Below are 24472 nucleotides of genomic sequence, written 5' to 3'. Positions count from 1 at the left end.
TTAACGTGCGAATTAGCAGGTTATACTTACTCCTGTCTATCCGTTTTATCTCTATTTTGCGGTGTTATGAGCTCGCTGCCACACTGTAATTCGCATTATTTGAGGTATGTTTTTTAACCTCAACCAAACAACTCATCGCGTTCGGTCCCTGGGTCAGGGACGAGGTTCCGATATCCAACGTCAGCACATTGGGATTCCCCGCCCTGTCATATGGGCGCCACGCTTTACCGAACCCAGGATCAAACCAGGCACCGGTCGCAATGATCACCACACCCGGCATGACGCCATCCGTTAATCGTACGCCCGCCAATATTATTCCTCGGGCATTGCTAACTTCAATTTCATCCCCCTCCAGGATACCCCGTCTCGTCGCATCCTGCACATGCATCCACAATGTTTCATGTCCGGCGGTTTTATTCGCCTGTACGGTTGTCGTCGCATCCAACTGACTGTGCAAACGATCGTCAGGTTGAATCGAAATCATATGTAAAGGATAACGCTCGCTCAGATCGGCCCCCAGCCACTCTTTAGGTGGACGCCATTGTGGATGACCGGCAAAATCATCCAGTTGAAAATCGGCAATCGTTTTACAGAACAACTCAATTTTACCGCTGGCGGTTTTGATGGGATTTGCCTGTGGGTTATTCCGAAAGGCCTCCATAAAGATAAACGGCTTATCGCCCTGCGGGACCTCTACATAACCACGTTGCCAGAACGCGGCAAATTCAGGCCAACTGGCGCCATTACTGGCATACGCAGCGGCGCACTGCTGGTATAAGTGCTCAATCCACTGCATTTCGCTCCGATTTTCCGTAAATTGTTCGCGATACCCCAAACGATCTGCAATATCAGCAAAAATATCGAAATCATTTCGTGCCTGGTGCTGCGGCCTGATCGCCTGATGCATCGCCAGAATATAGCGATCGCGTGAGGATCCCCCAATATCATTACGTTCAAGTGAGGTTGTAACGGGCAGTACGATATCGGCCATCTGCGCCGCAGGTGTCCAGACAATATCCTGGACAATCACCGTATCTGGCCGCTGCCACCCCTCGACTAAACGATGAAGCTGTTGATGGTGGTGAAAAGGATTGCCACCCGCCCAATGTACTAAATGAATATCGGGATAATGGTGCGTTTTACCCTGGAATGAATAGGGCTGATGTGGATTGAGCAACATATCACTGATACGGGCCACCGGGATGGATAAACCTGACGGATTCACGCCGGTTGACATTAGCGGAGCGGGCCCCTCAATGCGGGGATTCCCGACGCTATTCATTGAACCATGGCCGAAAGAAAAACCGCCGCCCGGGAGCCCCGGTTGTCCGAGCATTGACGACAGGGCAATCATCATCCAGTAAGGTTGCTCACCACGATGAGCACGCTGTACTGAATAGGAACAGGTCATGAAGCTACGTATGCCGATGAGCTGCTGCGCCAGTCGAGTAATTCGCGCGGCAGATATGCCGGTGATAGCGCTGGCCCATGCAGGCGTTTTAGCGAAACCATCGCTCTGACCATCAAGGTAGGTACGCAGCTCTGCGTAACCCACACAGTGGGACTGCAAAAAAGCCTCATCAACCGCACCAAGCCGTACAATTTCATACCCCAGCGCCAGCATCAAAGCCACATCGGTATTAGGACGTATAGGGATCCATTCCGCGTTAAGAAATGCAGGGCAATCATCACGCATCGGGCTGATATTAATAACTGGCGTGCCCTTTGCCGCCAACTGCTTTAACGCAGGTTGCAGGCTGTGTTGCCCCGCCCCGCCAGATGCAACCTGCGAATTTTTCAGTGCTAAACCGCCGAAAGCGATGAATAACTGGCAGTGTTCAATAACATCCGGCCAGTCGGTTACGCGCCCCGTTAACGGCATATATGTGCCGATGACATAGGGCAGAAAGAACTGCGCCGCACCCCAGCTATAATTCCCCTGCTGGTCGACACCACCTCCGCCAGCAAAATAGAAGCGTCGCACTAAGGTGCGTGCGTGATTCACACGTCCTGCCGATGACCAGCCGTAAGAACCGTTAAAAATGCCAGACGCACCGTAACGATCACGAATCCGGCGGTTCTCTTCCGCCACCAGATCGAGTGCAGTTTCCCAATCAACTTCAACAAAATCTTCACGGCCACGCAGGGTTCGGTCACTTCTCTCACGAGATTTGAGCCAGGAACGACGCACCATTGGCTGGCGGATACGTTTGTCGGAATAAACCAGTTCAGGAATAGTGTTCAGCATCGGCGAAGGATCGGCGTCAGCAAAAAAAGGCTCGCAGCCAATTAACCGATCATTTTCAGTGACTGCAGTAAAGGCTCCCCAATGGGCAAGATGCGGGACTTTTTTTATCATCGTTTAAGATTCTAAGGGCGGTAAAAAGAGGGAGAGAGCAGCATATCATTTTTCGTCCCCCTCATCGGATATCTCCGTTCTAATAAGTCATATTTCCTAAGTCTTGCAATGTTATCGGCGCTATAGCAGCTTGAAGTGGCGGACAATTTCCGCAACACTGGACGCATGTGTAAACGTTTTCCCAGGATGTAAGTAAACAGATGGCTACTATAAAGGACGTTGCCAGGCTCGCGGGCGTTTCCGTCGCAACGGTATCACGTGTGATCAATCATTCACCGAAGGCCAGCGAGAGCTCCCGGGAAGCCGTCAATCGTGCCATGGAACAGCTGCAATACCATCCTAATGCGAACGCCCGGGCGCTGGCACAGCAATCGACCGAAACCATAGGCCTTGTCGTTGGCGATGTGTCCGATCCTTTCTTTGGCGCCATGGTGAAAGCAGTTGATGATGTGGCATGGCAAACTGGTAACTTTTTATTGATTGGAAACGGTTATCACGACGAACAAAAAGAGCGTCAGGCTATTGAGCAACTAATGCGTCATCGCTGTGCCGCTTTAGTGGTCCATGCGAAAAAGCTCCCGGATGAGGTATTGATCCCATTGATGCGACAGGTACCTGGTATGGTGCTACTTAATCGTTTATTACCCGGTTTTGAAAAGCGGTGTATTGCGCTCGATGATCGCTACGGCGCATGGCTGGCAACCCGCCACCTGATACAACAAGGTCACCAGAAGATCGGTTTTATCTGTTCTACTCATGCGATTTCCGACGCCGAAGATCGGCTGCAAGGCTATTACGATGCGTTAAAAGAGCACAATCTGGTCTGTAATGATCGTCTGGTGGCATTTGGCGAGCCTGATGAGGTCGGCGGGGAGCAGGCAATGACCGAACTACTTGAACGCGGCAAAAGCTTTACCGCCATCGCCTGTTATAACGATTCGATGGCCGCAGGTGCGCTGGCCGTGTTGAGTGATAACAGTTTGCACGTGCCAGAAGAGATGTCACTCATCGGCTTTGATGACGTACTGGTATCACGCTATGTTCGTCCGCGCCTGACCACGGTACGTTATCCAATTGTGACGATGGCGCACCAGGCTGCCGAACTGGCGCTGGCGCTGGCGAGCAACCAACCGCTTCCGGAAGTGACGAACATGTTCAGTCCCACGCTGGTGCGGCGACATTCGGTTAGCGTTCCCCGGCAAGAGGGATAATGTGGTTATTGCTGCGGCCAGGCTCCCCAGGTTTAGCGGATGGGCTCGACCGCTGACAGGATTATCGCCTAACTCGGCATCCGTGAAGGCGAACGACAAGGGGCTGACAAGTCGCCCCGGCCAGATCGATGTTACTCTTCAAGCGCCAGTAGCTCCGCAATCGTCTGGCGGCGACGAATTTCACGTGGTTTTCCCTCTTCAAATAACACTTCCGGCAACAACGGCCGACTATTGTAATTTGAGGACATTGAGGCACCATAAGCTCCCGTATCGTGAAACACCAGATAATCACCGACCTGAGTAATCGGCAGCGTCCGTGTTTCCACCTTACCGCCTTCCTGCTGTGTAAATACGTCACCCGACTCGCAAAGCGGACCGGCTACCACGCTATCAATGGTCTGTTGGCTATCGATCTGACGCCCGTCACCGCTGATAACAGAAATATGGTGATAACTGCCATACATTGCCGGACGCATCAGATCGTTAAAACCCGCATCAACCAGAACGAAATGACGTGTGCCCATCGTTTTTACCGCTCGTACTTGAGAAATCAGCACGCCGGACTCCGCGACCAGAAAGCGGCCCGGTTCAATCTCCAGCTTGACTGGATGGCCCAAATGCGCGGCAATACGCTCGCGTGCCGCATTCCATAATCCATAATAGTGGGCAGTATCAATCGCTTCCTCACCGAAATGATATGGGATCGACAGACCGCCTCCTGCAGAGATCGCCTGCAGATCATGCCCTGCATTTATTACCTGGTTGACCATCGCATCGCAAACTTGCTCAAGGTGAGCGTAATCTACGCCGGAGCCAATATGCATATGGATCCCAGCCAGTTGCAGTCCATAGCGTTGTAATGTTTCCAACGCCTGAGGCAATTCGCTATACCAGATACCATGCTTACTGTTTTCGCCACCGGTATTGGTTTTCTGACTGTGTCCGTGACCAAACCCAGGATTCACCCGCAACCAAACGCGGTGGCCAGGTGAAACATGTCCAAGTTGATGCAGCATATCGATCGAGCCAGCGTTGACAGGAATAGCTAATTCAGCCACGCGCGCCAATGTCGCAGTATCAAAAACATCTGCAGTAAACACGATTTCATCACCACCAGGCTGAAAACCCGCTACCAGCGCGCGTTCAATCTCTCCCAAAGAGACCGAATCCACCTTAACGCCTGACTGCCGCATTAGTCGCAATATGTGGATATTTGAACAGGCTTTCTGTGCGAAGCGGATAACGTCAAATTGCTGTAACTGCGCGATACGCGATTTGATGATATCGGCGTCATAAACCCATACCGGGCAATCATAACGATGTGCTAGCGGCAGCAAGTTTGTGACGTTCAGTGTGGTTTCAGCGTTATCAAGTGTGCGTGGCATATAGGATCTCCTGGAATCATACGTTGATTACGCCATACGTAGCACCCGCTGAAAAATATCTGTTTTATTCAAGTCTATGCAAATATGATATAGGTTTACGATCGGGACAGGAAAATGGCCTCTGTAAGTCTGCGTCATATCGAAATTTTTCATGCCGTCATGACCAGCGGTAACCTTACCGAAGCGGCAGCCATGCTGGTAACCTCGCAACCTACCGTCAGTCGCGAATTAGCGCGCTTTGAAAAACTGATTGGTCTGAAGCTGTTTGAGCGAATAAGAGGACGCCTGCACCCAACCGTGCAGGGATTACGGCTATTCGAAGAGGTACAACGTTCGTGGTACGGGCTTGATCGCATCATTGATGCCGCCGAAGGACTACGCCAGTTTCGTCAAGGTGAATTATCAATCGCCTGCCTGCCGGTGTTTTCGCAATCGCTGCTGCCCCTAATCTGCCAACCTTTTTTGCAGCGTTATCCCGACCTCAGCCTGAATATTATTCCGCAAGATTCCCCCCTGCTGGAAGAGTGGCTATCGGCACAGCGGCATGATCTAGGGCTAACGGAAACCCGTGCGACACCCGCCGGAACCGATCGTATCGAGTTATTAACTCATAATGAAGTTTGCGTACTGCCAGAAGGGCATCATCTTGCAGTGCGCACAGAACTGGAGCCTGCAGATTTTTCAGGTGAGAATTATATCAGTCTTTCGCGAAGCGATAGCTATCGGCAATTGTTGGATGCTCTGTTTCAAGAACACGGTATTCAGCGGCGCATGGTGGTAGAAACGCACAGTGCGGCGTCGGTATGTTCAATGGTGAAAGCGGGTGTAGGCGTTTCAATTGTTAATCCATTGACGGCGCTGGATTATGCCGGTAATGGCGTCGTTATTCGACGGTTCAGCGTCGAGGTGCCATTTACCGTCAGTTTAATTCGTCCACGTCATCGACCCGCATCCGCGCTGGTTGATGCCTTCAGTCAGCATTTATGCCAGAACATAAAGGCCTTCAACCAGCGGCTGGATGCCCTGTTAGATTAAGCCACTATCGGCTGCGGTTCACCACGCACAGAACGGAAGGTGATGAGGCAAATTAGCAGTCCAATCGCTGCCAGTGCCGCCGCCGCCGCCGGAACAGCAGTCAGGCCGAAGCCACGTTCGATGACCAGGCCACCGATCCATGCTCCTAACGCATTACCCACATTAAACGCTGAAATATTCAGTGTAGAAACAAGGTTTGGTGCATCTCGTCCATAACGGACCACGTTGATTTGCAGTGCGGGTACAGTCGCAAAAGTCGCCATCGCCCACAGGCAAAGCGTAATTTCTGCCAGCCATAGAGCCTGACTCGTCCAGCTAAAAAGCAATGAGAACACGACAATCAGTGAAAAACTAAGAAACAGGCTAGAAGAAACCCGCCGGTCTGCCAGCTTGCCACCAATAAGGTTACCTACCGTCAATCCGCCGCCGATCAGAAATAACGTCCAGCTCACACCGCGATCGCTAATACCCGTCACTTGGGTCAGCACCGGTGCAATATAGCTGAAAAGTGCAAACATCGCGGCGGCAAAAAAAACCGTCATTAATAGCGACAGCCATAGTTTTCCATTGGCTAGCGCACTGATTTCACTTGCCAGATGAACCGGTTTCTCACCTTTGTTTACGGGCAGACTCACGATTAAGGCCATGAATGCCAGCACGCCAATAATGGAAACCCCCCAGAAGGTCGCTCTCCAGCCGAAGATCTGCCCAAACCAGGTACCAAGAGGCACCCCCAGCACATTTGCCAACGTCAAGCCGGTAAACATTAACGCAACGGCTGAAGCCTGCTTATCTTTAGCCACCAGGCTTGCAGCCACGACGGCACCAATACCAAAAAATGCGCCATGTGATAACGCTGTGACCACGCGTGCCAACATAAGTAGGTTATAGCTATAGGCTAATGCGCAAAGAATATTCCCTATAATAAATATCGACATTAGCAGAATGAGCGTGCGCTTACGTGGCAGCTTTGCGGTTAATAGCGCCATAACTGGGGCGCCAATTGCCACGCCAAGGGCATAGCCACTGATAAGCCATCCCGCAGAGGGAATTGATACCTGAAGATCGTTAGCCACTTCGGGCAATAATCCCATGATGACAAATTCAGTTGTCCCGATGGCAAATGCGCTCAGCGCGAGAGCCAGTAATGAAACAGGCATGTCACATGCTCTCCAAAAAAGGTAGGTAAGGCGACGAGCTTTCCGTTAATTACAACGGTAAAGTTTTTTTTTGATGAAAATTAACATGAATAAAAATTTGATCCAGATCACACTGAACATTAAACCATAGCTTAAAATAGGTATACACCTCACATCACGCAAAGATGTATTGCCAAAACAGCAATAATCTAACGAGGTATAGCGCCAAAAACAGGAATAATCCGAATATTATCTTGCCGGACCATGGATGAAATATTTATTCTAAGCTATATGAAGACTAGCTGATGATACATCGATGCATTCTCTCAGATTGCTCCTGATTCTGGCGTTTTCACAGGGAATTCGTTGCCATAGAAATTGATACCGTTACGATTTGCCAGGCATTTAATTGTAAAGAACAGAGGTTTGAGGCCGATACCTCGGTAACGAATTCACCAAGCGAATATGTAGTGCTTGATAATCAAATCGAGGAATACAGATGCGATCTTTTATTGTCTTTTTGGCATTGTGCCTGAGTGGATGCTCGGTGGGGAAGTATGAGTACAGCAAGGAAGCACTTGATAGAGTCGATATGACAGTTACCGGGATCCCCACGGTACTGGGACTCGGAACCTTAGGTACAACAATTCCATTAACGCCGGAATATAGCCTGACCGCAGCTCACGTCGCGAAGTTCTCACTTTATAAAGTGAAATCGTATCACCCGGAATGTGATTTAGCCGTGGTGTACCATAAGAATAGTGGGATGTCTCAACCTGTGCACTTCCGTAATGGAAAAATGGGCGATCGGGTTAATCTGTATGGCTACAGTTTTCTGTCAGCAATGCCGGTCTCTTCCTCTGGCACTAACCTCATTAACACCGGCCTCAAGAATAAATGGAATAAGTTAAGCTGTGTGGTCGTAGCAACCAATGCAGGAGTGGTACAAGGGATGTCTGGAGGTGCAGTATACAACGCCTCCGATGATAGCGTTGCGGGTGTCATCGTAGGCTATACCAGCAAAATAAGCGATAAGAAAACGGGCAAAATGCGTTACAAAGATGTCGCACTTTATGTTCCGTATGCCAACTTTAAAGACTGGCTGGATGACGCCACAAAATCATAATCCGGCACGGATATTCAGATGCATCTGCCCCAGAGCGATGAGAGCCCGTTGTATCACGGGTCAATTCCCCTGCCCTGAATCACGCATGAAAACACGTCTTATATCCCGCACGGATACGATGGTATTGCCCGTAAAAACGCCCCGGGCAGATCAACTGGCAGGGGCGTTGGCGTGATCTTCAGCTTCAGCGTAATCGTGAAGCATAGCGATAGTTATTTGTTAGTTGGACGCAGCGCCGGGAACAGGATCACATCGCGAATGGTATGGCTGTTGGTAAACAGCATCACCATACGGTCAATTCCGATACCAAGACCCGCGGTTGGCGGCAAGCCATGCTCAAGCGCCGTGACGTAATCTTCGTCGTAAAACATCGCTTCATCGTCGCCAGCATCTTTTGCATTCACCTGTTGCAGGAAACGCTCGGCTTGATCCTCCGCATCATTTAATTCGGAGAATCCATTACCGATCTCACGCCCACCGATAAAGAACTCGAAACGATCGGTAATTTCTGGATTATCATCGTTACGTCGGGCCAGCGGCGAAACTTCAGCCGGGTACTCGGTAATGAACGTTGGCTGAATCAGATGGCTTTCGGCTGTCTCTTCAAAGATTTCCGTAACAACACGCCCCAATCCCCAGCTTTTCTCAATTTTAATACCGAGCGATGTGGCAATTGCCGAAGCTTTTTCCATATCGTCCAGATCGGCAAGTGGCGTTTCAGGGCGATACTTCAGAATCGCCTCTTTCATCGTCAGTTTTTCGAATGGCTTACCAAAATCAAACGACTGGTCACCATAAGGCACCACCGTAGTGCCCAACACATCTTGTGCCAGCGTACGGAACAGACTCTCGGTCAGTTCAATCAAATCGCGATAATCCGCATACGCCATATAGAGTTCCATCATGGTGAACTCTGGGTTATGACGTGGAGAAATGCCTTCGTTACGGAAGTTACGGTTGATCTCGAAAACGCGATCGAAGCCGCCAACAACAAGACGTTTCAGGTAAAGTTCCGGCGCGATACGCAGGTACATATCGATGTCCAGCGCATTGTGGTGGGTGATGAAAGGACGGGCAGAAGCACCACCGGGGATCACCTGCATCATCGGCGTTTCTACTTCCATAAAGTCACGACCGACCATGAACTGACGAATGCCCGCCATGATTTGTGAACGCACTTTGAACGTATTACGAGACTCATCATTGGCGATGAGATCAAGATAACGCTGGCGATAACGAGTTTCCTGATCGGCCAACCCATGGAATTTATCCGGTAATGGACGTAATGCTTTGGTCAGTAAACGCAACTCGGTCAGATGAAGAGATAATTCACCGGTTTTAGTTTTGAACAGCTTGCCGCGCGCGCCAAGAATATCGCCCAGATCCCATTTTTTGAACTGCTCGTTGTAGAGACCTTCGGGTAAATCGTCACGCGCCACATAAAGCTGGATCCGGCCGCCAACATCCTGCAATGTCACAAACGACGCTTTACCCATGATACGGCGCGTCATCATACGACCCGCAACACTAACCTCAATATTAAGCGCTTCCAGCTCTTCGTTATCTTTATCGTCAAACTCAGCGTGTAGCTGGTCAGAAGTCCGATCGCGACGGAAATCGTTCGGGAACGCCACGCCGTGCTCACGCAGCGCGCTGAGCTTTTCGCGACGCGCTTTCAGTTCATTATTAAGCTCAAGTGCGGCATCAGCGCCCTGCGGTTGTTGTTCAGACATGTCGGTTCCTTATAACCCTGCTTTCAAACTTGCTTCAATGAATCGATCCAGATCGCCATCCAGTACCGCCTGCGTATTGCGTGTTTCAACGCTGGTCCGCAGATCTTTGATACGTGAGTCATCAAGAACATATGAACGAATCTGGCTACCCCAGCCGATATCAGACTTATTATCTTCCAGCGCCTGTTTCTCAGCGTTCTTCTTCTGCATCTCAAGCTCGTACAGCTTCGCTTTCATCTGCTTCATCGCCTGATCTTTGTTCTTATGCTGAGAACGGTCATTCTGGCACTGCGTCACCGTGTTAGTTGGGATATGTGTAATACGTACGGCAGATTCAGTACGGTTAACGTGCTGGCCGCCGGCACCTGACGCACGATAAACATCAATACGCAGATCGGCTGGATTAATTTCGATATCAATATCGTCATCCACTTCAGGGTAAATAAAAGCGGAGCTAAATGAGGTATGACGGCGACCGCCGGAATCAAACGGGCTTTTACGTACCAAACGATGAACGCCGGTTTCCGTACGCAGCCAGCCGAAAGCATAGTCACCCATAATACGCAGCGTCGCAGATTTAATACCTGCAACATCACCTTCGGACTCTTCAATAATTTCGGTTTTAAACCCTTTAGCCTCAGCCCAGCGTAGATACATACGCACCAGCATGCTGGCCCAGTCCTGAGCTTCCGTTCCGCCCGAACCCGCCTGAATATCGATATAGCAATCAGCGCTATCATATTGGCCAGAGAACATACGTCGGAATTCGAGTTCGGCAAGCTTTTTATCTAACCCGTCGAGTTCAGCAACGGCTTCATTGAAGGTTTCTTCATCGTCAGCCTCGACGGCCAGGTCCAGCAGGCCCGTAACATCCTCCAGACCTTGCATCATCTGATCGAGGGTCTGCACGATGGCCTCTAATGAGGAGCGCTCTTTACCCAGCGCCTGCGCGCGTTCAGGTTCATTCCAGACGTCAGGTTGCTCTAATTCTGCGTTGACTTCTTCGAGGCGTTCTTTCTTTGCATCATAGTCAAAGATACCCCCTAAGAACGCCACTGCGCTCAGAGAGATCCTGAATACGGTTTTTTACCGGATTAATTTCAAACATGATTTTAGAATCTTTTCACGGGTGACTGTAATATAACGAGGCAGTTTAACTGAATTAGGGCGAGGATTGTAGCATTGAACAGACCAATTCTCGGTATGCCTCTTTAATACAACGGGGGCGTAATTATGGAGGCCCCCGTTTGAGACGACTGAGGATCTATAACGGCCAAAGGTGCTCAATAATCAGCTGTACGCTACGATTACCCCGGAACTCGTTTACATCTAACTTATAAGCTAATTCAACATGCTTAACGCTGGGATCGGGCCATAGGGAGGTATCAACATTGAACGCAATACCATCCAATAAGGGTCCGCCACCAACCGGCTCAATCATCACTTTCAGGTGGCGCTCACCAACGATGCGCTGTTGCAATAGAACAAATTTGCCGTCGAAAGTTGGCTCTGGAAACGCCTGCCCCCAAGGGCCCGCATCACGTAGCAGCTCTGCAGTCGGCAGTGTCAATTCCTGGCTCTGTAACTCGCCATCAGACCAAATTACGCCCTGTAATGCTTCAGCATCCAGCCATTCACCCACCAGGTTTGCAAAATGCTGACGGAAAGTATCGAAGTGTTTCTCTTCTAACGACAGCCCCGCTGCCATTGCATGACCGCCAAATTTTATGATCAGCCCCGGATGCAGTGTATCCATGCGCTCCAGCGCATCGCGCAGGTGCAAGCCCGCAACAGAACGTCCTGAACCTTTCAGCGAGCCGTCGCCTGCAGGAGCGAAGGCAATAACCGGTCGGTGGAAACGCTCTTTCAGGCGGGAAGCCAGAATCCCGACCACGCCTTGATGCCATTCAGGATGATACATAGCAATCCCTAGCGGCAGCGCTTCGTTACTCCGCTCAAGCTTATCGCACAGTGCCAGCGCTTCGGATTGCATTCCTTGCTCGATCTCTTTACGTGTTTGATTCAGAGCATCCAGTTCATTAGCCAGCATACGCGACTGGCTAATGTCCTCACTGAGCAGCAGCGCGACCCCCACCGACATATCATCAAGTCGCCCCGCCGCGTTCAAGCGTGGCCCTAGCGCAAAACCAAGATCGCTGGCGGCCAACTGCCGCGCATCACGATTAGCAATTTCCAGCAACGCCCGGATGCCCGGTCGGCATTTTCCGGCACGAATACGGCTTAGCCCCTGCCACACCAGGATGCGGTTATTAGCATCCAGCGGTACCACATCAGCAACGGTACCCAACGCCACTAAATCGAGAAGCTCGGCAAGATTGGGGGCAGCCATTCGATCGTTAAACCAGCCCTTTTCACGTAAATGTGCACGCAGAGCCAACATCAAATAGAAAGCGACCCCAACACCCGCGAGCGAACGAGAAGGAAATGCACAGTCATTGAGGTTGGGATTAACAATGGCCTCGGCGGCCGGAAGTCGCTCTCCAGGTAAGTGATGGTCGGTGATCACCACCGGAATGCCTTTTTCGTGCGCACGGTCAACACCAGACAAGGAGGAAATACCATTATCAACCGTGACAATCAGCTCAGCTCCACGCGCCACAGCCTGCTCAACAACCTCCGGGCTAAGGCCGTACCCATCCTCAAAACGGTTGGGCACCAGATACTGCACGTTTTTCCCCCCCATACGACGCAGCGCCAACACGCTTAACGCGGTACTGGTGGCACCATCAGCATCGAAATCACCGACGATCATAATGCAGCGTTCATCGACCAGAGCCTGATACAGGATGTCTACGGCTTGCTGAATACCACTGAGCGAGTGATAAGGGAGAAGATTGCTGGCACCGCGTTCAAGCTCACTTGCCTGTTGCACGCCACGGTGCGAATAAAGACGGCGTAGCAGCGGGGGTAAGTCCGCAGGCCATACCGCTTCTTTCGCCGCCTGTCGGCGGCGAAGTTGCGTTGGTTTATTCACTGCAGCTTAGCCACCGCTTTTCTGGCTATCGAGCATCTGCTTCATCTCTTTTGGCCCCTGGTAGCCAGGGATCATCATGCCATTTTGCAATAAAATAGCCGGTGTTCCCTGAATGCCATAGAGCACTCCGAGCTTATAGTGATCCTCGATATTAACTTTGCAGTTATCGATTGGAGAAACGGAATCGCCCTTCATCGCCGCATCGAAGGCCTTGTTACGATCGGCCGCACACCAAATGGATTTCATCTCTTTTGCCGTCGGGCTATTCAGGCCCTGGCGAGGAAAAGCCAAATAACGTACGGTAATGCCCAATGCGTTATAGTCAGCGAGCTGTTCATGCAGCTTGCGGCAATAACCGCAGGTGATATCGGTAAATACGGTGATAACGTGCTGTTCTTTCGGTGCCTTGTAAATGATCATCTCATTAGTTAGCGCATCAACTTTTTTCCCAAGCAGCGTGTTGGTTACATTGACTGGCTGCGCACCGCTGACGTCATAAAGTGGCCCCTGAATAAAATGCTTGCCGTCTTCGCTCACGTAAAGCACACCGCTTTCCGTAAGGACTGTTTTCGTACCGGCCAGTGGTGAGGGTTGAATTTCTGCCTGCTGGATACCCAGCTTTTTAAGCGATTGTTGAATCGCCGCATCATCGGCATAAGCTGAACCAGTAACGGTTGCTACTAATAGTGAAAGCAGCATGTAACTCTTTTTCATATCGATCCTTAACGCCTGGTAATCAGACTATTTAATTTTCCATTCCGCTCTGAGGCGTTCAAACTGCATGCCATCGTGGCGCCTGTTTGCCTATTATGCCATGGCTTCGCTCATCAGGCTCGTGGATGGTGCTGCTGATGTAATTTTCGCAGACGCTCGGTGGCAACATGCGTATAAATTTGGGTCGTTGACAGATCACTATGACCGAGCAGCATCTGTACGACACGCAGATCGGCACCGTGGTTAAGAAGATGCGTAGCAAAGGCATGTCGCAAAACGTGTGGTGAGAGCTTTTCACTATCAATACCTGCCAGCGTGGCATAATACTTAATGCGATGCCAGAATGTTTGTCGGGTCATTTGCTGTGCCCGATTACTCGGAAACAGCACATCAATAGCCTGACCGTTCAGTAGCCACGGACGCCCGTACTCAATAAATTGCTCAATCCAGTGTACGGCTTCTTCCCCTAGCGGGACCAAACGCTCTTTATTGCCTTTACCAATAACTCGCACAACGCCCTGCCGCAGGCTGACATCGCTGATAGTCAAACCAACCAGTTCTGACACGCGCAATCCTGTTGCGTAGAGCAATTCAAGCATTGCTTTATCACGCAGTTCAATAGGTTCTTCCACCCCGGGCGCCTGTAACAGACGCTCAATTTGCGCCTCCGACAGATCCTTTGGCAGGCGCTGGGGCAATTTAGGCGAGGAGAGTAACGCACTGGGGTCATCATCGCGTTGCTTTTCACGGTATAGATACTGAAACAACCGCCGCATCGCACTAAGCATACGCGCCGAGCTGCTGGCTTTATACCCGCCTTCCAGCCGTTCGGCGAGGAACGCCTGCAGATCGCCAGCCTCCGCATTAAGCAGCGATCGATCGCGGTGCTGTAGCCAGTCGTTCAGCGCCTGTAGGTCAAGGCGATAAGAAGCCAGCGTATTGAGCGCAAGATTGCGTTCTAGCCACAGAGCATCAAGGAACTGTTCGATAAGATCGCTGTCCTGCACGGGTACCTCATATCGCTAAAGTGATACTTTAATTAATCCGAATTCACGTTGCAGTGCAACAGGCCATCGCGCATTTAGCGGCACGCCTTATATCAACGTGAACGATCGCCAATTTAAGCATTTGTGCTCATTATGCCTCATCAGGAAGTCATTCTGATACAATCTCACTAAATGCATTAAGAATGAGTTTCCTCGCATGAAAATCGGCCTTTTTTATGGCTCAAGCACTTGCTATACCGAGATGGCAGCAGAAAAAATCCGTGATTTTGTCGGTGAAGAGCTGGTAACCCTGCACAATCTCAAAGATGACTCTCCAGCACTGATGGAACACTATGACCTGTTAATTCTCGGTATCCCAACGTGGGATTTCGGCGAACTTCAGGAAGACTGGGAAGCTATCTGGATGGATATTCCCTCCTTGAACCTGCGTAATAAAGTGGTTGCGCTTTATGGAATGGGTGACCAGTTAGGCTACGGTGAATGGTTTCTTGATGCGTTAGGCATGTTGCACGATCTGCTCACCCCAATGGGTGTAAAGTTTGTTGGCTACTGGCCTCTGGAGGGCTATGAGTTTACCAGCCCGAAACCGCTAACCGCGGATGGCAAACAGTTTGTTGGACTGGCGCTGGATGATGTTAACCAGTTTGATATGAGTGACGAGCGCATTGAACAGTGGTGCGAGCAGATCCTCACGGAGATGGCCGACCTGCTGTAATGGTCTGTTGTAAGAAAGATAAATTAATCCGCAAATATGACGGTGATCTCAGCGTTCACGATACCATCGGGTCAGCAGCCCCTGCCGCAATAAATGCCAGGCAGCTTGACTCATGCTATCCCGCATTAGCCAGAGGCATTCACGTTGGCCTTTTCTGCTTCGCAGCGATAGTAAAATGCCCTGCGGTGAGATCCAGGGAGATCGCACTATCAGCCACTCTTGCTGGCGCCAGTATAATAAGCGCGGAGCCAGCAGTGAAATTTCCCCCTGCCGACGTTCTATCCGCCGCAGACTGAAGCAACATTCAAGCACCATCAAAAATAACAGCACCCAGACGGGAATGTAAGCAGGCGGCCAGGGCGCCAGTACAAGGAACAGAATCGCCCCGCCATGCAGCGCCAGTGAGACGCGCTTTGCGCAGCGAGACACGCGCAGATTAGATTGCCACCGGGCCACGCTGTTTATTTCTTATTTGAATAAGCTGAACCATTCGCTTCAGCTCAGGGTCGGCTGGTTCGCCGTGATTCATCATCCAGTTGAAGAGATCGGGATCGTCGCTTTCCAGTAGTCGAATAAATACCTGCTTATCATCATCGCTAAGCGAATCATATTCATATTCGAAGAAAGGCATAATTGAGATGTCCAGTTCGCGCATTCCGCGTCGACATGCCCAGTGAATACGTGATCGGTTATTTATATCCATGTTCTCAATCATCGGTTAGCAAAACACAGGCGCTAGTGTAGCGCTTTTTGTTCAGCCGATGCGATACGCAAATTCCCGCATTTCGTGCCGACGCGCAATTCACTGACACAAGGCACAAGGTTATCACGCGTTTTGTGCGTCATTTTCAGGAAACAGGTTGCATTGCGAGCACGCTCTTTTAACATGAGAGCAATAAAGAAACCTCGCCACATATGATTTGGGATTTCACTATGCCTATCTTTACATTACCGCCTCGTCAGCCAGCCGCCTCAACACATTTACCGCTGACACTGATCTCCCTGGAAGACTGGGCGCTGACAACCGTGCAGGGTGCGGACAGCATCAGCTATCTGAATGGTCAGGTCACACTGGATATGGCAGCGTTGACGCCAGAAAAACATTTTCCCTGCGCGCACTGCGATGCCAAAGGAAAAATGTGGAGCAACTTGCGCCTGTTCCACCGCGGCGCAGGTCTGGCTTACATTGAACGTCGTAGCCTACGTGAAAATCAAATTGCTGAGCTAAAAAAATACGCTGTTTTTTCTAAGGTGACGATTGCCCCGGAGGACGAATCGGTATTGTTAGGCGTAGCTGGATTTCAGGCCAAAGCCGCACTGTCGGGGATGTTTACCGCCCTGCCGGATGCCGAAACGCCGGTAATCCAACAAGATGATTCCACGATCCTGTGGTTTGGGCTCCCCGCCGAACGTTTCCTGATAGTCACTAACGCTGAGCATGCGCTGACGCTACAGCAGAAACTGACTGGAGAAGCTCAGCTCAATGACAGCAAGCAGTGGCTGGCACTGGACATTGAGGCCGGTTTCCCGGTTATCGATGATAAAACCAGCGCGCAGTTTATTCCGCAGGCCACGAACCTCCAGGCCCTTGACGCGATAAGCTTTAAAAAAGGGTGCTATACCGGACAAGAAATGGTGGCGCGGGCCAAATTTCGTGGCGCTAATAAGCGAGCGTTGTACTGGCTGGCGGGTAAAGCCAGCCACGTACCAGAAGCAGAGCGTTCACTTGAACTAAAAATGGGTGAAAACTGGCGCCGTACCGGTACTATTCTGACTGCGGTCCAGTTAGAGGACGGGACAGTTTGGGTGCAGGCCGTGTTGAATAACGACCTCGAACCCGACAGCATCTTACGCCTGCAAGGTGATGAAGGTGGTGAACTGCTCATCCAGCCTTTACCTTACACGGTAGAATAGTGTGATCGGTTGGGGTGGATAATCCTCCGCCCCGCAGTATCAGAGAATGTATAAGTAGATCGACAGAAAGTGACACAGGCTGCCCCCCAGCACAAACCCATGCCAGATGGCATGATTGTAGGGGATCCTGTCAGCAATATAGAAAATCACGCCGAGTGTATAGATAATCCCACCGCCAGCCAGCAACCAGATCCCGCCTGCCGATAAGGTCAGCGCAAGCTGATAAACCACAATTAATGAGAGCCATCCCATTAACAGATAGGTGATCAGTGACATCGCCTCAAATCGATGTGCAAAGGCCAATTTAAAGATGATCCCTACCAGTGCCAACCCCCAAATCACCACCATCAATCCATGCGCGAGTGGTGATTTCAATCCCACCAGCAGAAACGGCGTATAAGTACCAGCAATCAGCAAATAAATGGCACAGTGATCAAATTTTTTCAGCCAGAATTTAGTGCGCTGATGAGGGATTGAATGATAAAGCGTCGATGCAAGAAACAGGATAATAATGCTGCTGCCATATAGGCTATAGCTGGCAATAGCCATTGCATCAGCACGGGCGTCAATCGCCTGTGTCACTAACATTACCAGACCGATAATACCCAAGACGCAGCCGATGCCATGGCTAATGCTGTTAGCGATCTCCTCTGCCAACGTATACCCTTGCGCTAATAAGGCATGCTTAGCCATAAATTTGCGTCCTCATCGGTTAACTCCGGAAAAGGCGGTTTGTTATGTAGTCGAGAGCACAAATAGCGTAACTGAGAATAGTTTCAGTGTACAACTGTACGCCAATTTAATGTGTGAGTCGATGTAACACCCAGACTGACACATCGCGTGAACGTGTAGGGAGACCATATCGCACAAGCACGCCTTGCATGAGAGAGAACGTTCTCTTATCGCGCAGGAAAAACCGGTAAATAAATCTGTAACCTAAGCAGCATTAATACCGCCCCGGACGGGTTAAAATCTGCTATCGTAATTCTCCATTTTTAACAGATTTCGAGCGCATTATGTTCACTCACAATACCATTGCTGCCCTGAACGGTTTGGAATTGATGGTGTACAACTTTGTTATCAAGAACCGTGACAAAGTCATGTATATGACGATCCGCGAACTGGCAGATGCGGCGGACGTTTCCACCACCACCGTACTGCGTTTTTGCCGAAAGATGCATTGTGATGGTTATTCAGAATTTCGCATTCGTTTTAAATTATATCTGGAGCAGGAACAACAGCGCCCAGTGAATTATGGCGTAAACGAAATTGTGAGTTTTTTTAAAAGCATTAATAATGATGAGTTCGAAAATTTAATTGAACAGGCGGTTGAGCATATCATCGCCGCAGAGCGTATTATTTTCGTTGGTGCTGGCACATCAGGTACGCTAGGGAAATATGGTGCACGTTTTTTCTCAAATGTGGGTAAATTCAGTAGCTACATTGACGATCCTTATTATCCGGTAAGCAGTGATATGTATAAAGATGCCATTGCTATTATTTTATCAGTATCCGGCGAAACTGATGAAATACTACGTCTGGCCAGCCAATTTAGTTTACATCGTTGTAAAATCATCAGCCTGACAAATAGTGAAAATTCATCTCTGGCTAAAATGGCAGATTTCAATCTTTCTTACCATATGCCACAAATTCGTATATCGGGTGAATATGATATCACAACGCAGGTACCTGTTATGTATATGCTGGAAACCATCGGCAGAAAACTGGCCAGCAAATTACCAGAATAGTGATTTCTCCCCAGCAAACCTGAAATCATGAAGAAGCGGGTAACAAAGTCCTAACCTGATGTATAACGTGCATAAAACAGGATGTTTTTCTTATGTAACAAATCACATCAGGATGAATTTGTTATATCGTGACATTCATTGATCCTTTGTTACACTCACTGCAGATAATAAAGCAAAACCTTTCCGGGGACGTTTTTATATCCTGAATAAATCAGATTGCTTCAAAGCGGAAAAACCACCTATTCCGATGAAGTTACAATGATAAATGATTCGAATAAGTCGCTAACGCAGAGACAAACTGAAGCATTGTGGATATATAAACCCTACGGATTGCCTGTACCTACTGAGGAGAGAACAGATGGCGATAAATTACGCCCAGTCTGCTGTAGAGATCGTTGAGTTAATTGGCGGCAACGAAAATGTGATTAATGTCACACATTGTGCAACCCGACTGCGTTTTATTTTAAAAGACACAGCCAAAGTTAACAGAGAACAATTAAATCGCGTCAAAGGGGTTATTACCGTTATTGAGGCCGGCGGTCAGGTACAGGTGGTGATCGGTAACCACGTTGGCGATGCCTATCGCGAGGTGTTAAAACTGGTTAACGTTGATGAAAATGCGGCCATGGCGGCACCAAACGTGGGCATTGTTAGCCGACTGATGGATATCATCTCCAGTATTTTTGCGCCCTTCCTCTACCCACTTGCCGCCTGTGGCGTGCTACAGGGAATTATTTCTCTCTTTGCTGCAATTGGCTGGATGGATCCCGCCAGTGGTGCTTACCGTATTCTGAATTTTGTGTCATGGACCGGCTTCACCTTCCTGCCGGTGATGGTGGCATTTACCGCTGCGAAAAAATTTGGCGTCAACCCTTTTACCGCGGTTATCGCGGCCTGTGCGCTGGTCAGCCCGGACTATATGAATATGCTGACTGCCAATAAAATTATACTGGCTAACTCCGCCGATCCGGCGATGCAACAACTGATGAAGGAAGCAGTTTCCAATCCGGAGATAGCTAAAGTATTGGCGGAAGTTGCCGGAATCCCCATTAATTCCCCTTCACTGGACTTCTTTGGTTTACCCGTGAAATACCTCAGCTACACCGCTTCGGTTATCCCGATCATATTGATGGTGTGGGCGATGTCATACGTGCAGCGTTTCTTTGAACGCATTCTGCCGCTGGTTATCCGTAATCTGTTCACCCCGATGTTCTGTCTGGCCATTATGGTTCCCCTGACGCTACTGGCATTCGGCCCTATCGGTAATGCCATCGGCGGCGCCATTGGTGGTGTTTATAACACGCTGTATCACCTCAGTCCGGCCATTGCTGGCTTCGTCGTCGGCGCCTTGTGGATGCCGCTGGTGACCCTCGGCGTGCACTGGGGAATCACGCCGGTCACGGTCGGCAACTATGCAACGTTAGGTTACGACACCTTCACGGGGTTGCAAGCCTCACCGGTGTTTGCCATGGCGGGTGCAACGCTGGGCGTCTATCTGAAAGCTAAAGATATGGAATTAAAGCGTATTTCACTCTCTGCCGGTATGACCGCGCTGTTTGGTATTACCGAGCCCGCGATATACGGCGTCGCATTGCGCCTGAAACGTCCCATGATTTGCGGCTGTCTGGCCGGAGCCATTGGCGGATCGATTGCTGGCGCTTTCCAGGCCGTCTCATGGAGCTATTGCCTGCCAGGAATTGCCGTTTTACCCGTCTTCTTTAAAGAAGGGCATATGCCGCAATTCCTGGGCTTCCTGCTCTCGATTAGCGTGGCGTTTGTGCTGGGGGCGCTGTTTACCTATATCGCCGGATTTAAAGAACAGTCAGGTACAACAGCTGCAGCACCCTCACTGGAACCGTCGAAGGCCTGAAAAGAGCATCGGGCGGGATGACTCGCCCACTTATTGAATAGACGTAAGGAAGGTATTGATGACCTCACATCAGCAGTTACCAAAAGATTTTCTGTGGGGCGGCGCAGTGGCCGCTCACCAGGTGGAAGGCGGTTGGGATCAAGGCGGAAAAGGCGTCAGTATCGCCGATGTTTTATCCGGTGGCGCGCACGGTGTTGACCGCGTCATGACTGATGGCGTCAAACCCGGTTATAGTTATCCGAACCATCAGGCAGTCGAGTTTTACTCGCATTATAAGCAGGATATTGCGCTGTTTGCCGAGATGGGTTTCAAGTGTTTTCGTACCTCCATCGCCTGGACGCGTATTTTCCCCAATGGCGATGAGCAGGAACCAAACGAAGCAGGCCTGCAGTTTTATGATGATATGTTTGATGAGCTGCTTAAGCACAACATTGAGCCGGTGATTACCCTGTCGCATTTCGAAATGCCCTATCACCTGGTGAAAGAGTATGGCGGCTGGCTCAACCGTAAGGTCGTGGATTTTTTTGCGCATTTCAGTCGCGTCGTCATGCAGCGCTACCAGCATAAAGTCAAATACTGGATGACCTTTAACGAGATCAATAACCAGCGTAACTGGCAATACCCACTCTTTGGCTATTGCTGCTCCGGTGTGGTTTTTACCGAGCATCCTAATCCTGAACAGGCAATGTATCAGGTATTACATCATCAGTTTGTCGCCAGCGCACAGGCCGTTAAGATTGGGCATGAGATCAATCCTGAACTGCAAATCGGTTGCATGATCGCAATGGTGCCGCTCTATCCGTGGTCCTGCCATCCTGATGACGTGATGTACGCACAGGAAGCGATGCGCGAGCGTTTTCTGTTCGGCGATGTGCATGTCCGCGGTTATTATCCGTCATACATACTCCATGAGTGGGCGCGCAAGGGCTATCACATTGAGATGCAGCCAGATGATGCGCAGACTTTGCGTGAAGGTTGTGCGGATTATATCGGCCTGAGCTACTACATGAGCAACGCGGTGCAGGCGAATGCTCAGGGCAGCGGCAGTGCGGTTGCCGGATTTGCCGGAAGCGTGCCTAATCCACACGTGAAAGCCTCCGACTGGGGCTGGCAGATTGACCCGGTTGGCCTGCGTTATTCACTCTCGGCACTCTATGAGCGCTATCAGAAACCGCTGTTTATCGTTGAGAACGGCTTCGGCGCGATCGACAAGCCCAATGCCGATGGATTCATTGAGGATGATTACCGCATCGCTTATCTGCGGGAACACATTGAGCAGATGAAAAAAGCGGTATTTTACGATGGCGTTGACCTGATGGGATATACGCCCTGGGGCTGTATTGATTGCGTTTCTTTTACCACTGGCCAGTACAGCAAGCGCTATGGGTTTATCCACGTCGATAAAAACGATGATGGCAGCGGTACGCTGGCGAGATCGAAGAAAAAGAGCTTCAGCTGGTATCAGCAGGTTATTGCCAGCAATGGTGAGAAACTCTGAACGGCTGAATCGCCCGGGCGCTGAATTGCCTTCTGACGGGACACTTCAGCGCCTCAATGCATTCGCGTTACTTGCTCTTTTAGCTTAATTTCCAATCTTTTCCCGGTTTGCTGGCGACTTACCCATTGAACAATAAATTTATCGGCGGTATTGCCATAACCGTATTTGGTTACATCACTCATAATTCCCTAATTATTTTTCTTTAAAAATAGCCGGGATAAAAAGATGCCAATCTTTGCCACTGCGCACATTGAAAGGATGGTCACCAATGCTTTAGAAAGGTTTTCTGGCGCCGCATACCAGGATTCAAATCCAACACCTGCACCTTTCAGCAATGACGCTGAAATAAAAACAGAAATAAAAATGATAACGCCCTTAATATAATTACTCACATCACACTCCAGTTCCTTCCGTGTTAAGAGCCTGTTCCCTTATCTCAAGGATTGCAGACAACCGCTTATCCAATAAAAACCCCACAGGATAAACGTAAAAAAAGATAGCCCAGCTCAGGCATATCTGGATTACTCACTGTTTTACGCCCTACGCTCTCCTTAAAAAGCGTCCAAAATATTATCCGGATAACCTCCCGGGCTAAAACAGGTAACAGAGAACAGGCTCTTCACCAGGGCAGAAATTAATTACCAGGAACACTGCCCGCCGATACTTCCTCCCCCGCGATTATTACCGCCATTACATGAAGAAGAAGATTGCTTACTTCTACTGCCGTTTCCTCTTTCGAAGCATCCGCCTGCGATCGCCCCGCCAACAACCCCCAACGCCAGGCCTGGAGCACCACCAAGAGCCCCCGTAATCATCCCACCGATAATTCCATTATTACAATTTGATGTTCCCGGTTGACTATAATGGGGGTTTCCGTTGGAGCGGCTCCCTGACCGGCCGCCACCACTACTGTTCCCACTCCCCGGACCATGCTTATCCGCATAATTACCTGCACCAGATACCTTCTCCATTTCGTCAATACTCAGCATTTTCATAAAATATCCTTATTTCTGCACCTACGGAATGTAGCGCGTCGGTACTATTCCATACGGTGAGAAAGATAAACTTGACGCACATCATATCTCTCACTTTTACTGGAATCTTTTGGAAATCAAACCTGTTGATAGCAATCATAAATGTTAAAATAGAAATATCAATTACTAAACCCAATCGCATTTAATAAAAATATAAAAACACTTATTGATCGAGTTAGCTTCCAGAAAGCCGCCTTAAGCAGCACTTATTTGTTTTTCTGCGTCTATCTGCGAAAGAAATAATTAGTGTTTTCTATAACGCGATATTCCCATCAGATATATGACTGCAGGAGAGAATAGCGAGGTATCTGCTGATTTATCGATTCAGTATTACGCCCGTAATGAGGTCCGCTTGGAAAACGGAAAATATCCTACGTTAAGCTTTTTTTTTGTACAGGCTGCTATCTACTGAGCGTAACGAACGGTATTTTCCCTGCCCAGCTTAAGGTTTGTTCGCCAGACGTAATCCCCACTCAGGTTGATGTGTTCCCATCCCAGCGGGGACAGATGAGAAATCAGCTGTTCATTTAGTGGGATCCCTTTTCGCTTCAGAGAATCTATGGCATCGTATTCCAGAGTGAGATTGCCACAGTCAACAATGTCAGCCCACTGGCTCGGTAGCTCTGATTTTCCAAACCCCGATCTCTGATTTCACCCAGTCGGTGCATAAAGACTACTCGCGCAAGAGCATTGCGGGCCTCACCTTTATTCAGCCCTGCCTGTACGCGTCGTCGCAGGGAAGGATCCCGGAACCAGTCCAGCATAAACAATGCTCTTTCTATGCGGCCAATTTCCCTCAGCGCCTTTGCCAGACCATTCTGTTTAGGATAGCTGGCCAGCTTTTTCATCATAAGTGATGCTGTTACCGTTCCCTGCTTTATAGAACTCGCCAGACGCAGCACCTCATTCCAGTGGGTTTTGAAGTGGTTTACTGAATTTGGAACAACCCGACAGACTATTCTCAGGGTAAAAGCAGCAGGTTCAGAGAG

General features: G+C 49.7%; 22 protein-coding genes and 1 pseudogene. 8 read left to right on the top strand and 15 right to left on the bottom strand.

Going from position 1 to position 24472, the window contains the following annotated elements:
* Nucleotides 1–64: 64 nt before the first annotated feature.
* Nucleotides 65–2359, bottom strand: coding sequence for a molybdopterin-dependent oxidoreductase (locus J1C60_RS03855; RefSeq protein WP_128178212.1), 2295 nt, complete (start codon nucleotides 2357–2359; stop codon nucleotides 65–67).
* 200 nt (nucleotides 2360–2559) lie between these two features.
* Here J1C60_RS03855 and galR point away from each other — a divergent pair, with 200 nt between their 5' ends.
* On the top strand, nucleotides 2560–3570 hold the full coding sequence (galR, locus tag J1C60_RS03850) for an HTH-type transcriptional regulator GalR (protein ID WP_128178211.1): 1011 nt from the start codon (nucleotides 2560–2562) through the stop codon (nucleotides 3568–3570).
* A gap of 131 nt (nucleotides 3571–3701) precedes the next feature.
* On the opposite strand, the gene lysA is transcribed toward galR, so the two are convergent.
* Nucleotides 3702–4955 (bottom strand): diaminopimelate decarboxylase, encoded by a 1254-nt coding sequence (gene lysA, locus J1C60_RS03845; RefSeq protein WP_128178209.1) that lies wholly within the window; start codon nucleotides 4953–4955, stop codon nucleotides 3702–3704.
* 114 nt (nucleotides 4956–5069) lie between these two features.
* On the opposite strand from lysA, the gene J1C60_RS03840 reads away from it, so the two are divergent.
* The gene (locus J1C60_RS03840; protein WP_128178207.1) at nucleotides 5070–5990 is read left to right on the top strand and encodes a LysR family transcriptional regulator; all 921 of its coding nucleotides are present in this window, start codon (nucleotides 5070–5072) and stop codon (nucleotides 5988–5990) included.
* On the opposite strand, the gene J1C60_RS03835 is transcribed toward J1C60_RS03840, so the two are convergent.
* Nucleotides 5987–7150 carry an MFS transporter gene (locus J1C60_RS03835; RefSeq protein ID WP_128178205.1) on the bottom strand — a complete coding sequence of 388 codons (1164 nt, stop codon included), beginning with the start codon at nucleotides 7148–7150 and terminating at the stop codon, nucleotides 5987–5989. The genes J1C60_RS03840 and J1C60_RS03835 overlap by 4 nt on opposite strands.
* 478 nt (nucleotides 7151–7628) lie before the next feature.
* On the opposite strand from J1C60_RS03835, the gene J1C60_RS03830 reads away from it, so the two are divergent.
* On the top strand, nucleotides 7629–8255 hold the full coding sequence (locus tag J1C60_RS03830; protein WP_128178204.1) for a S1 family serine peptidase: 627 nt from the start codon (nucleotides 7629–7631) through the stop codon (nucleotides 8253–8255).
* Nucleotides 8256–8467: 212 nt separating this feature from the next.
* On the opposite strand, the gene lysS is transcribed toward J1C60_RS03830, so the two are convergent.
* From lysS to xerD, 5 genes are all read right to left on the bottom strand, one after another.
* Nucleotides 8468–9988, bottom strand: a complete 1521-nt coding sequence (gene lysS / locus J1C60_RS03825) for a lysine--tRNA ligase (protein ID WP_128178203.1) — start codon at nucleotides 9986–9988, stop codon at nucleotides 8468–8470.
* A gap of 9 nt (nucleotides 9989–9997) precedes the next feature.
* Nucleotides 9998–11096 (bottom strand): peptide chain release factor 2 gene (gene prfB, locus J1C60_RS03820; protein ID WP_128178201.1). Its coding sequence is split into 2 segments (ribosomal slippage): nucleotides 9998–11020 and nucleotides 11022–11096, totalling 1098 coding nucleotides; the frame shifts between segments, so codons are not numbered across the junction.
* A gap of 156 nt (nucleotides 11097–11252) precedes the next feature.
* Nucleotides 11253–12983: a single-stranded-DNA-specific exonuclease RecJ gene (recJ, locus tag J1C60_RS03815; protein ID WP_128178199.1), complete on the bottom strand. Its 1731-nt coding sequence runs from the start codon at nucleotides 12981–12983 to the stop codon at nucleotides 11253–11255.
* Between the two features lie 6 nt (nucleotides 12984–12989).
* Nucleotides 12990–13697 carry a bifunctional protein-disulfide isomerase/oxidoreductase DsbC gene (gene dsbC, locus J1C60_RS03810; RefSeq protein ID WP_128178197.1) on the bottom strand — a complete coding sequence of 236 codons (708 nt, stop codon included), beginning with the start codon at nucleotides 13695–13697 and terminating at the stop codon, nucleotides 12990–12992.
* Nucleotides 13698–13810: 113 nt separating this feature from the next.
* Nucleotides 13811–14704: a site-specific tyrosine recombinase XerD gene (gene xerD / locus J1C60_RS03805; RefSeq protein WP_128178195.1), complete on the bottom strand. Its 894-nt coding sequence runs from the start codon at nucleotides 14702–14704 to the stop codon at nucleotides 13811–13813.
* 196 nt (nucleotides 14705–14900) lie between these two features.
* Here xerD and fldB point away from each other — a divergent pair, with 196 nt between their 5' ends.
* Entirely contained in the window at nucleotides 14901–15419 is a 519-nt protein-coding gene (gene fldB / locus J1C60_RS03800) for a flavodoxin FldB (protein ID WP_128178193.1), read from the top strand.
* 48 nt (nucleotides 15420–15467) lie between these two features.
* On the opposite strand, the gene J1C60_RS03795 is transcribed toward fldB, so the two are convergent.
* Complete coding sequence (locus J1C60_RS03795; protein ID WP_128178191.1) at nucleotides 15468–15875, bottom strand: protein YgfX; 408 nt, start codon at nucleotides 15873–15875, stop codon at nucleotides 15468–15470.
* Complete coding sequence (sdhE, locus tag J1C60_RS03790; RefSeq protein ID WP_128178189.1) at nucleotides 15856–16122, bottom strand: FAD assembly factor SdhE; 267 nt, start codon at nucleotides 16120–16122, stop codon at nucleotides 15856–15858. Before sdhE ends, J1C60_RS03795 begins: the two co-directional genes overlap by 20 nt.
* Before the next feature lie 230 nt (nucleotides 16123–16352).
* On the opposite strand from sdhE, the gene ygfZ reads away from it, so the two are divergent.
* On the top strand, nucleotides 16353–17333 hold the full coding sequence (ygfZ, locus tag J1C60_RS03785) for a tRNA-modifying protein YgfZ (RefSeq protein WP_128178187.1): 981 nt from the start codon (nucleotides 16353–16355) through the stop codon (nucleotides 17331–17333).
* A 39-nt stretch (nucleotides 17334–17372) separates the two neighbouring features.
* On the opposite strand, the gene trhA is transcribed toward ygfZ, so the two are convergent.
* The gene (trhA, locus tag J1C60_RS03780; protein ID WP_128178186.1) at nucleotides 17373–18026 is read right to left on the bottom strand and encodes a PAQR family membrane homeostasis protein TrhA; all 654 of its coding nucleotides are present in this window, start codon (nucleotides 18024–18026) and stop codon (nucleotides 17373–17375) included.
* A 323-nt stretch (nucleotides 18027–18349) separates the two neighbouring features.
* Between trhA and J1C60_RS03775 the strand changes: the two genes are divergently transcribed.
* From J1C60_RS03775 to J1C60_RS03765, 3 genes are all read left to right on the top strand, one after another.
* A complete protein-coding gene (locus J1C60_RS03775) occupies nucleotides 18350–19081 on the top strand; it encodes a MurR/RpiR family transcriptional regulator (protein ID WP_128178184.1) in 732 nt (243 codons plus the stop codon).
* Between the two features lie 358 nt (nucleotides 19082–19439).
* Nucleotides 19440–20951 carry a PTS transporter subunit EIIC gene (locus J1C60_RS03770; RefSeq protein ID WP_128178182.1) on the top strand — a complete coding sequence of 504 codons (1512 nt, stop codon included), beginning with the start codon at nucleotides 19440–19442 and terminating at the stop codon, nucleotides 20949–20951.
* 58 nt (nucleotides 20952–21009) lie between these two features.
* Nucleotides 21010–22449 carry a 6-phospho-beta-glucosidase gene (locus tag J1C60_RS03765; protein ID WP_128178180.1) on the top strand — a complete coding sequence of 480 codons (1440 nt, stop codon included), beginning with the start codon at nucleotides 21010–21012 and terminating at the stop codon, nucleotides 22447–22449.
* A gap of 53 nt (nucleotides 22450–22502) precedes the next feature.
* Here the strand turns inward: J1C60_RS03765 and J1C60_RS18610 are convergent, their stop codons facing one another.
* From J1C60_RS18610 to J1C60_RS03750, 4 genes and pseudogenes are all read right to left on the bottom strand, one after another.
* A complete protein-coding gene (locus J1C60_RS18610) occupies nucleotides 22503–22631 on the bottom strand; it encodes a hypothetical protein (protein ID WP_259393852.1) in 129 nt (42 codons plus the stop codon).
* Between the two features lie 6 nt (nucleotides 22632–22637).
* Complete coding sequence (locus J1C60_RS03760; protein WP_128178178.1) at nucleotides 22638–22841, bottom strand: hypothetical protein; 204 nt, start codon at nucleotides 22839–22841, stop codon at nucleotides 22638–22640.
* A 246-nt stretch (nucleotides 22842–23087) separates the two neighbouring features.
* On the bottom strand, nucleotides 23088–23444 hold the full coding sequence (locus J1C60_RS03755) for a hypothetical protein (protein WP_128178176.1): 357 nt from the start codon (nucleotides 23442–23444) through the stop codon (nucleotides 23088–23090).
* A gap of 444 nt (nucleotides 23445–23888) precedes the next feature.
* Nucleotides 23889–24385 (bottom strand): annotated as a pseudogene (locus J1C60_RS03750) (Tn3 family transposase).
* Nucleotides 24386–24472 lie beyond the last annotated feature (87 nt).

Origin of the sequence: [Pantoea] beijingensis (assembly GCF_022647505.1) — a bacterium.
Lineage (GTDB): Bacteria > Pseudomonadota > Gammaproteobacteria > Enterobacterales > Enterobacteriaceae > Erwinia > Erwinia beijingensis.
The sequence above is the reverse complement of the archived record's forward strand: the minus strand, read 5'-3'. Positions and strand labels throughout refer to the sequence as shown.

What these genes read in the sequence shown, in the direction of transcription:
- J1C60_RS03855 (WP_128178212.1), bottom strand. Translation starts at nt 2,359, where the DNA reads ATGATAAAAAAAGTCCCGCATCTTGCCCATTGGGGAGCCTTTACTGCA.
- galR (WP_128178211.1), top strand. Translation starts at nt 2,560, where the DNA reads ATGGCTACTATAAAGGACGTTGCCAGGCTCGCGGGCGTTTCCGTCGCA.
- lysA (WP_128178209.1), bottom strand. Translation starts at nt 4,955, where the DNA reads ATGCCACGCACACTTGATAACGCTGAAACCACACTGAACGTCACAAAC.
- J1C60_RS03840 (WP_128178207.1), top strand. Translation starts at nt 5,070, where the DNA reads ATGGCCTCTGTAAGTCTGCGTCATATCGAAATTTTTCATGCCGTCATG.
- J1C60_RS03835 (WP_128178205.1), bottom strand. Translation starts at nt 7,150, where the DNA reads ATGCCTGTTTCATTACTGGCTCTCGCGCTGAGCGCATTTGCCATCGGG.
- J1C60_RS03830 (WP_128178204.1), top strand. Translation starts at nt 7,629, where the DNA reads ATGCGATCTTTTATTGTCTTTTTGGCATTGTGCCTGAGTGGATGCTCG.
- lysS (WP_128178203.1), bottom strand. Translation starts at nt 9,988, where the DNA reads ATGTCTGAACAACAACCGCAGGGCGCTGATGCCGCACTTGAGCTTAAT.
- dsbC (WP_128178197.1), bottom strand. Translation starts at nt 13,697, where the DNA reads ATGAAAAAGAGTTACATGCTGCTTTCACTATTAGTAGCAACCGTTACT.
- fldB (WP_128178193.1), top strand. Translation starts at nt 14,901, where the DNA reads ATGAAAATCGGCCTTTTTTATGGCTCAAGCACTTGCTATACCGAGATG.
- sdhE (WP_128178189.1), bottom strand. Translation starts at nt 16,122, where the DNA reads ATGGATATAAATAACCGATCACGTATTCACTGGGCATGTCGACGCGGA.
- ygfZ (WP_128178187.1), top strand. Translation starts at nt 16,353, where the DNA reads ATGCCTATCTTTACATTACCGCCTCGTCAGCCAGCCGCCTCAACACAT.
- trhA (WP_128178186.1), bottom strand. Translation starts at nt 18,026, where the DNA reads ATGGCTAAGCATGCCTTATTAGCGCAAGGGTATACGTTGGCAGAGGAG.
- J1C60_RS03775 (WP_128178184.1), top strand. Translation starts at nt 18,350, where the DNA reads ATGTTCACTCACAATACCATTGCTGCCCTGAACGGTTTGGAATTGATG.
- J1C60_RS03770 (WP_128178182.1), top strand. Translation starts at nt 19,440, where the DNA reads ATGGCGATAAATTACGCCCAGTCTGCTGTAGAGATCGTTGAGTTAATT.
- J1C60_RS03765 (WP_128178180.1), top strand. Translation starts at nt 21,010, where the DNA reads ATGACCTCACATCAGCAGTTACCAAAAGATTTTCTGTGGGGCGGCGCA.
- J1C60_RS18610 (WP_259393852.1), bottom strand. Translation starts at nt 22,631, where the DNA reads ATGAGTGATGTAACCAAATACGGTTATGGCAATACCGCCGATAAATTT.
- J1C60_RS03755 (WP_128178176.1), bottom strand. Translation starts at nt 23,444, where the DNA reads ATGAAAATGCTGAGTATTGACGAAATGGAGAAGGTATCTGGTGCAGGT.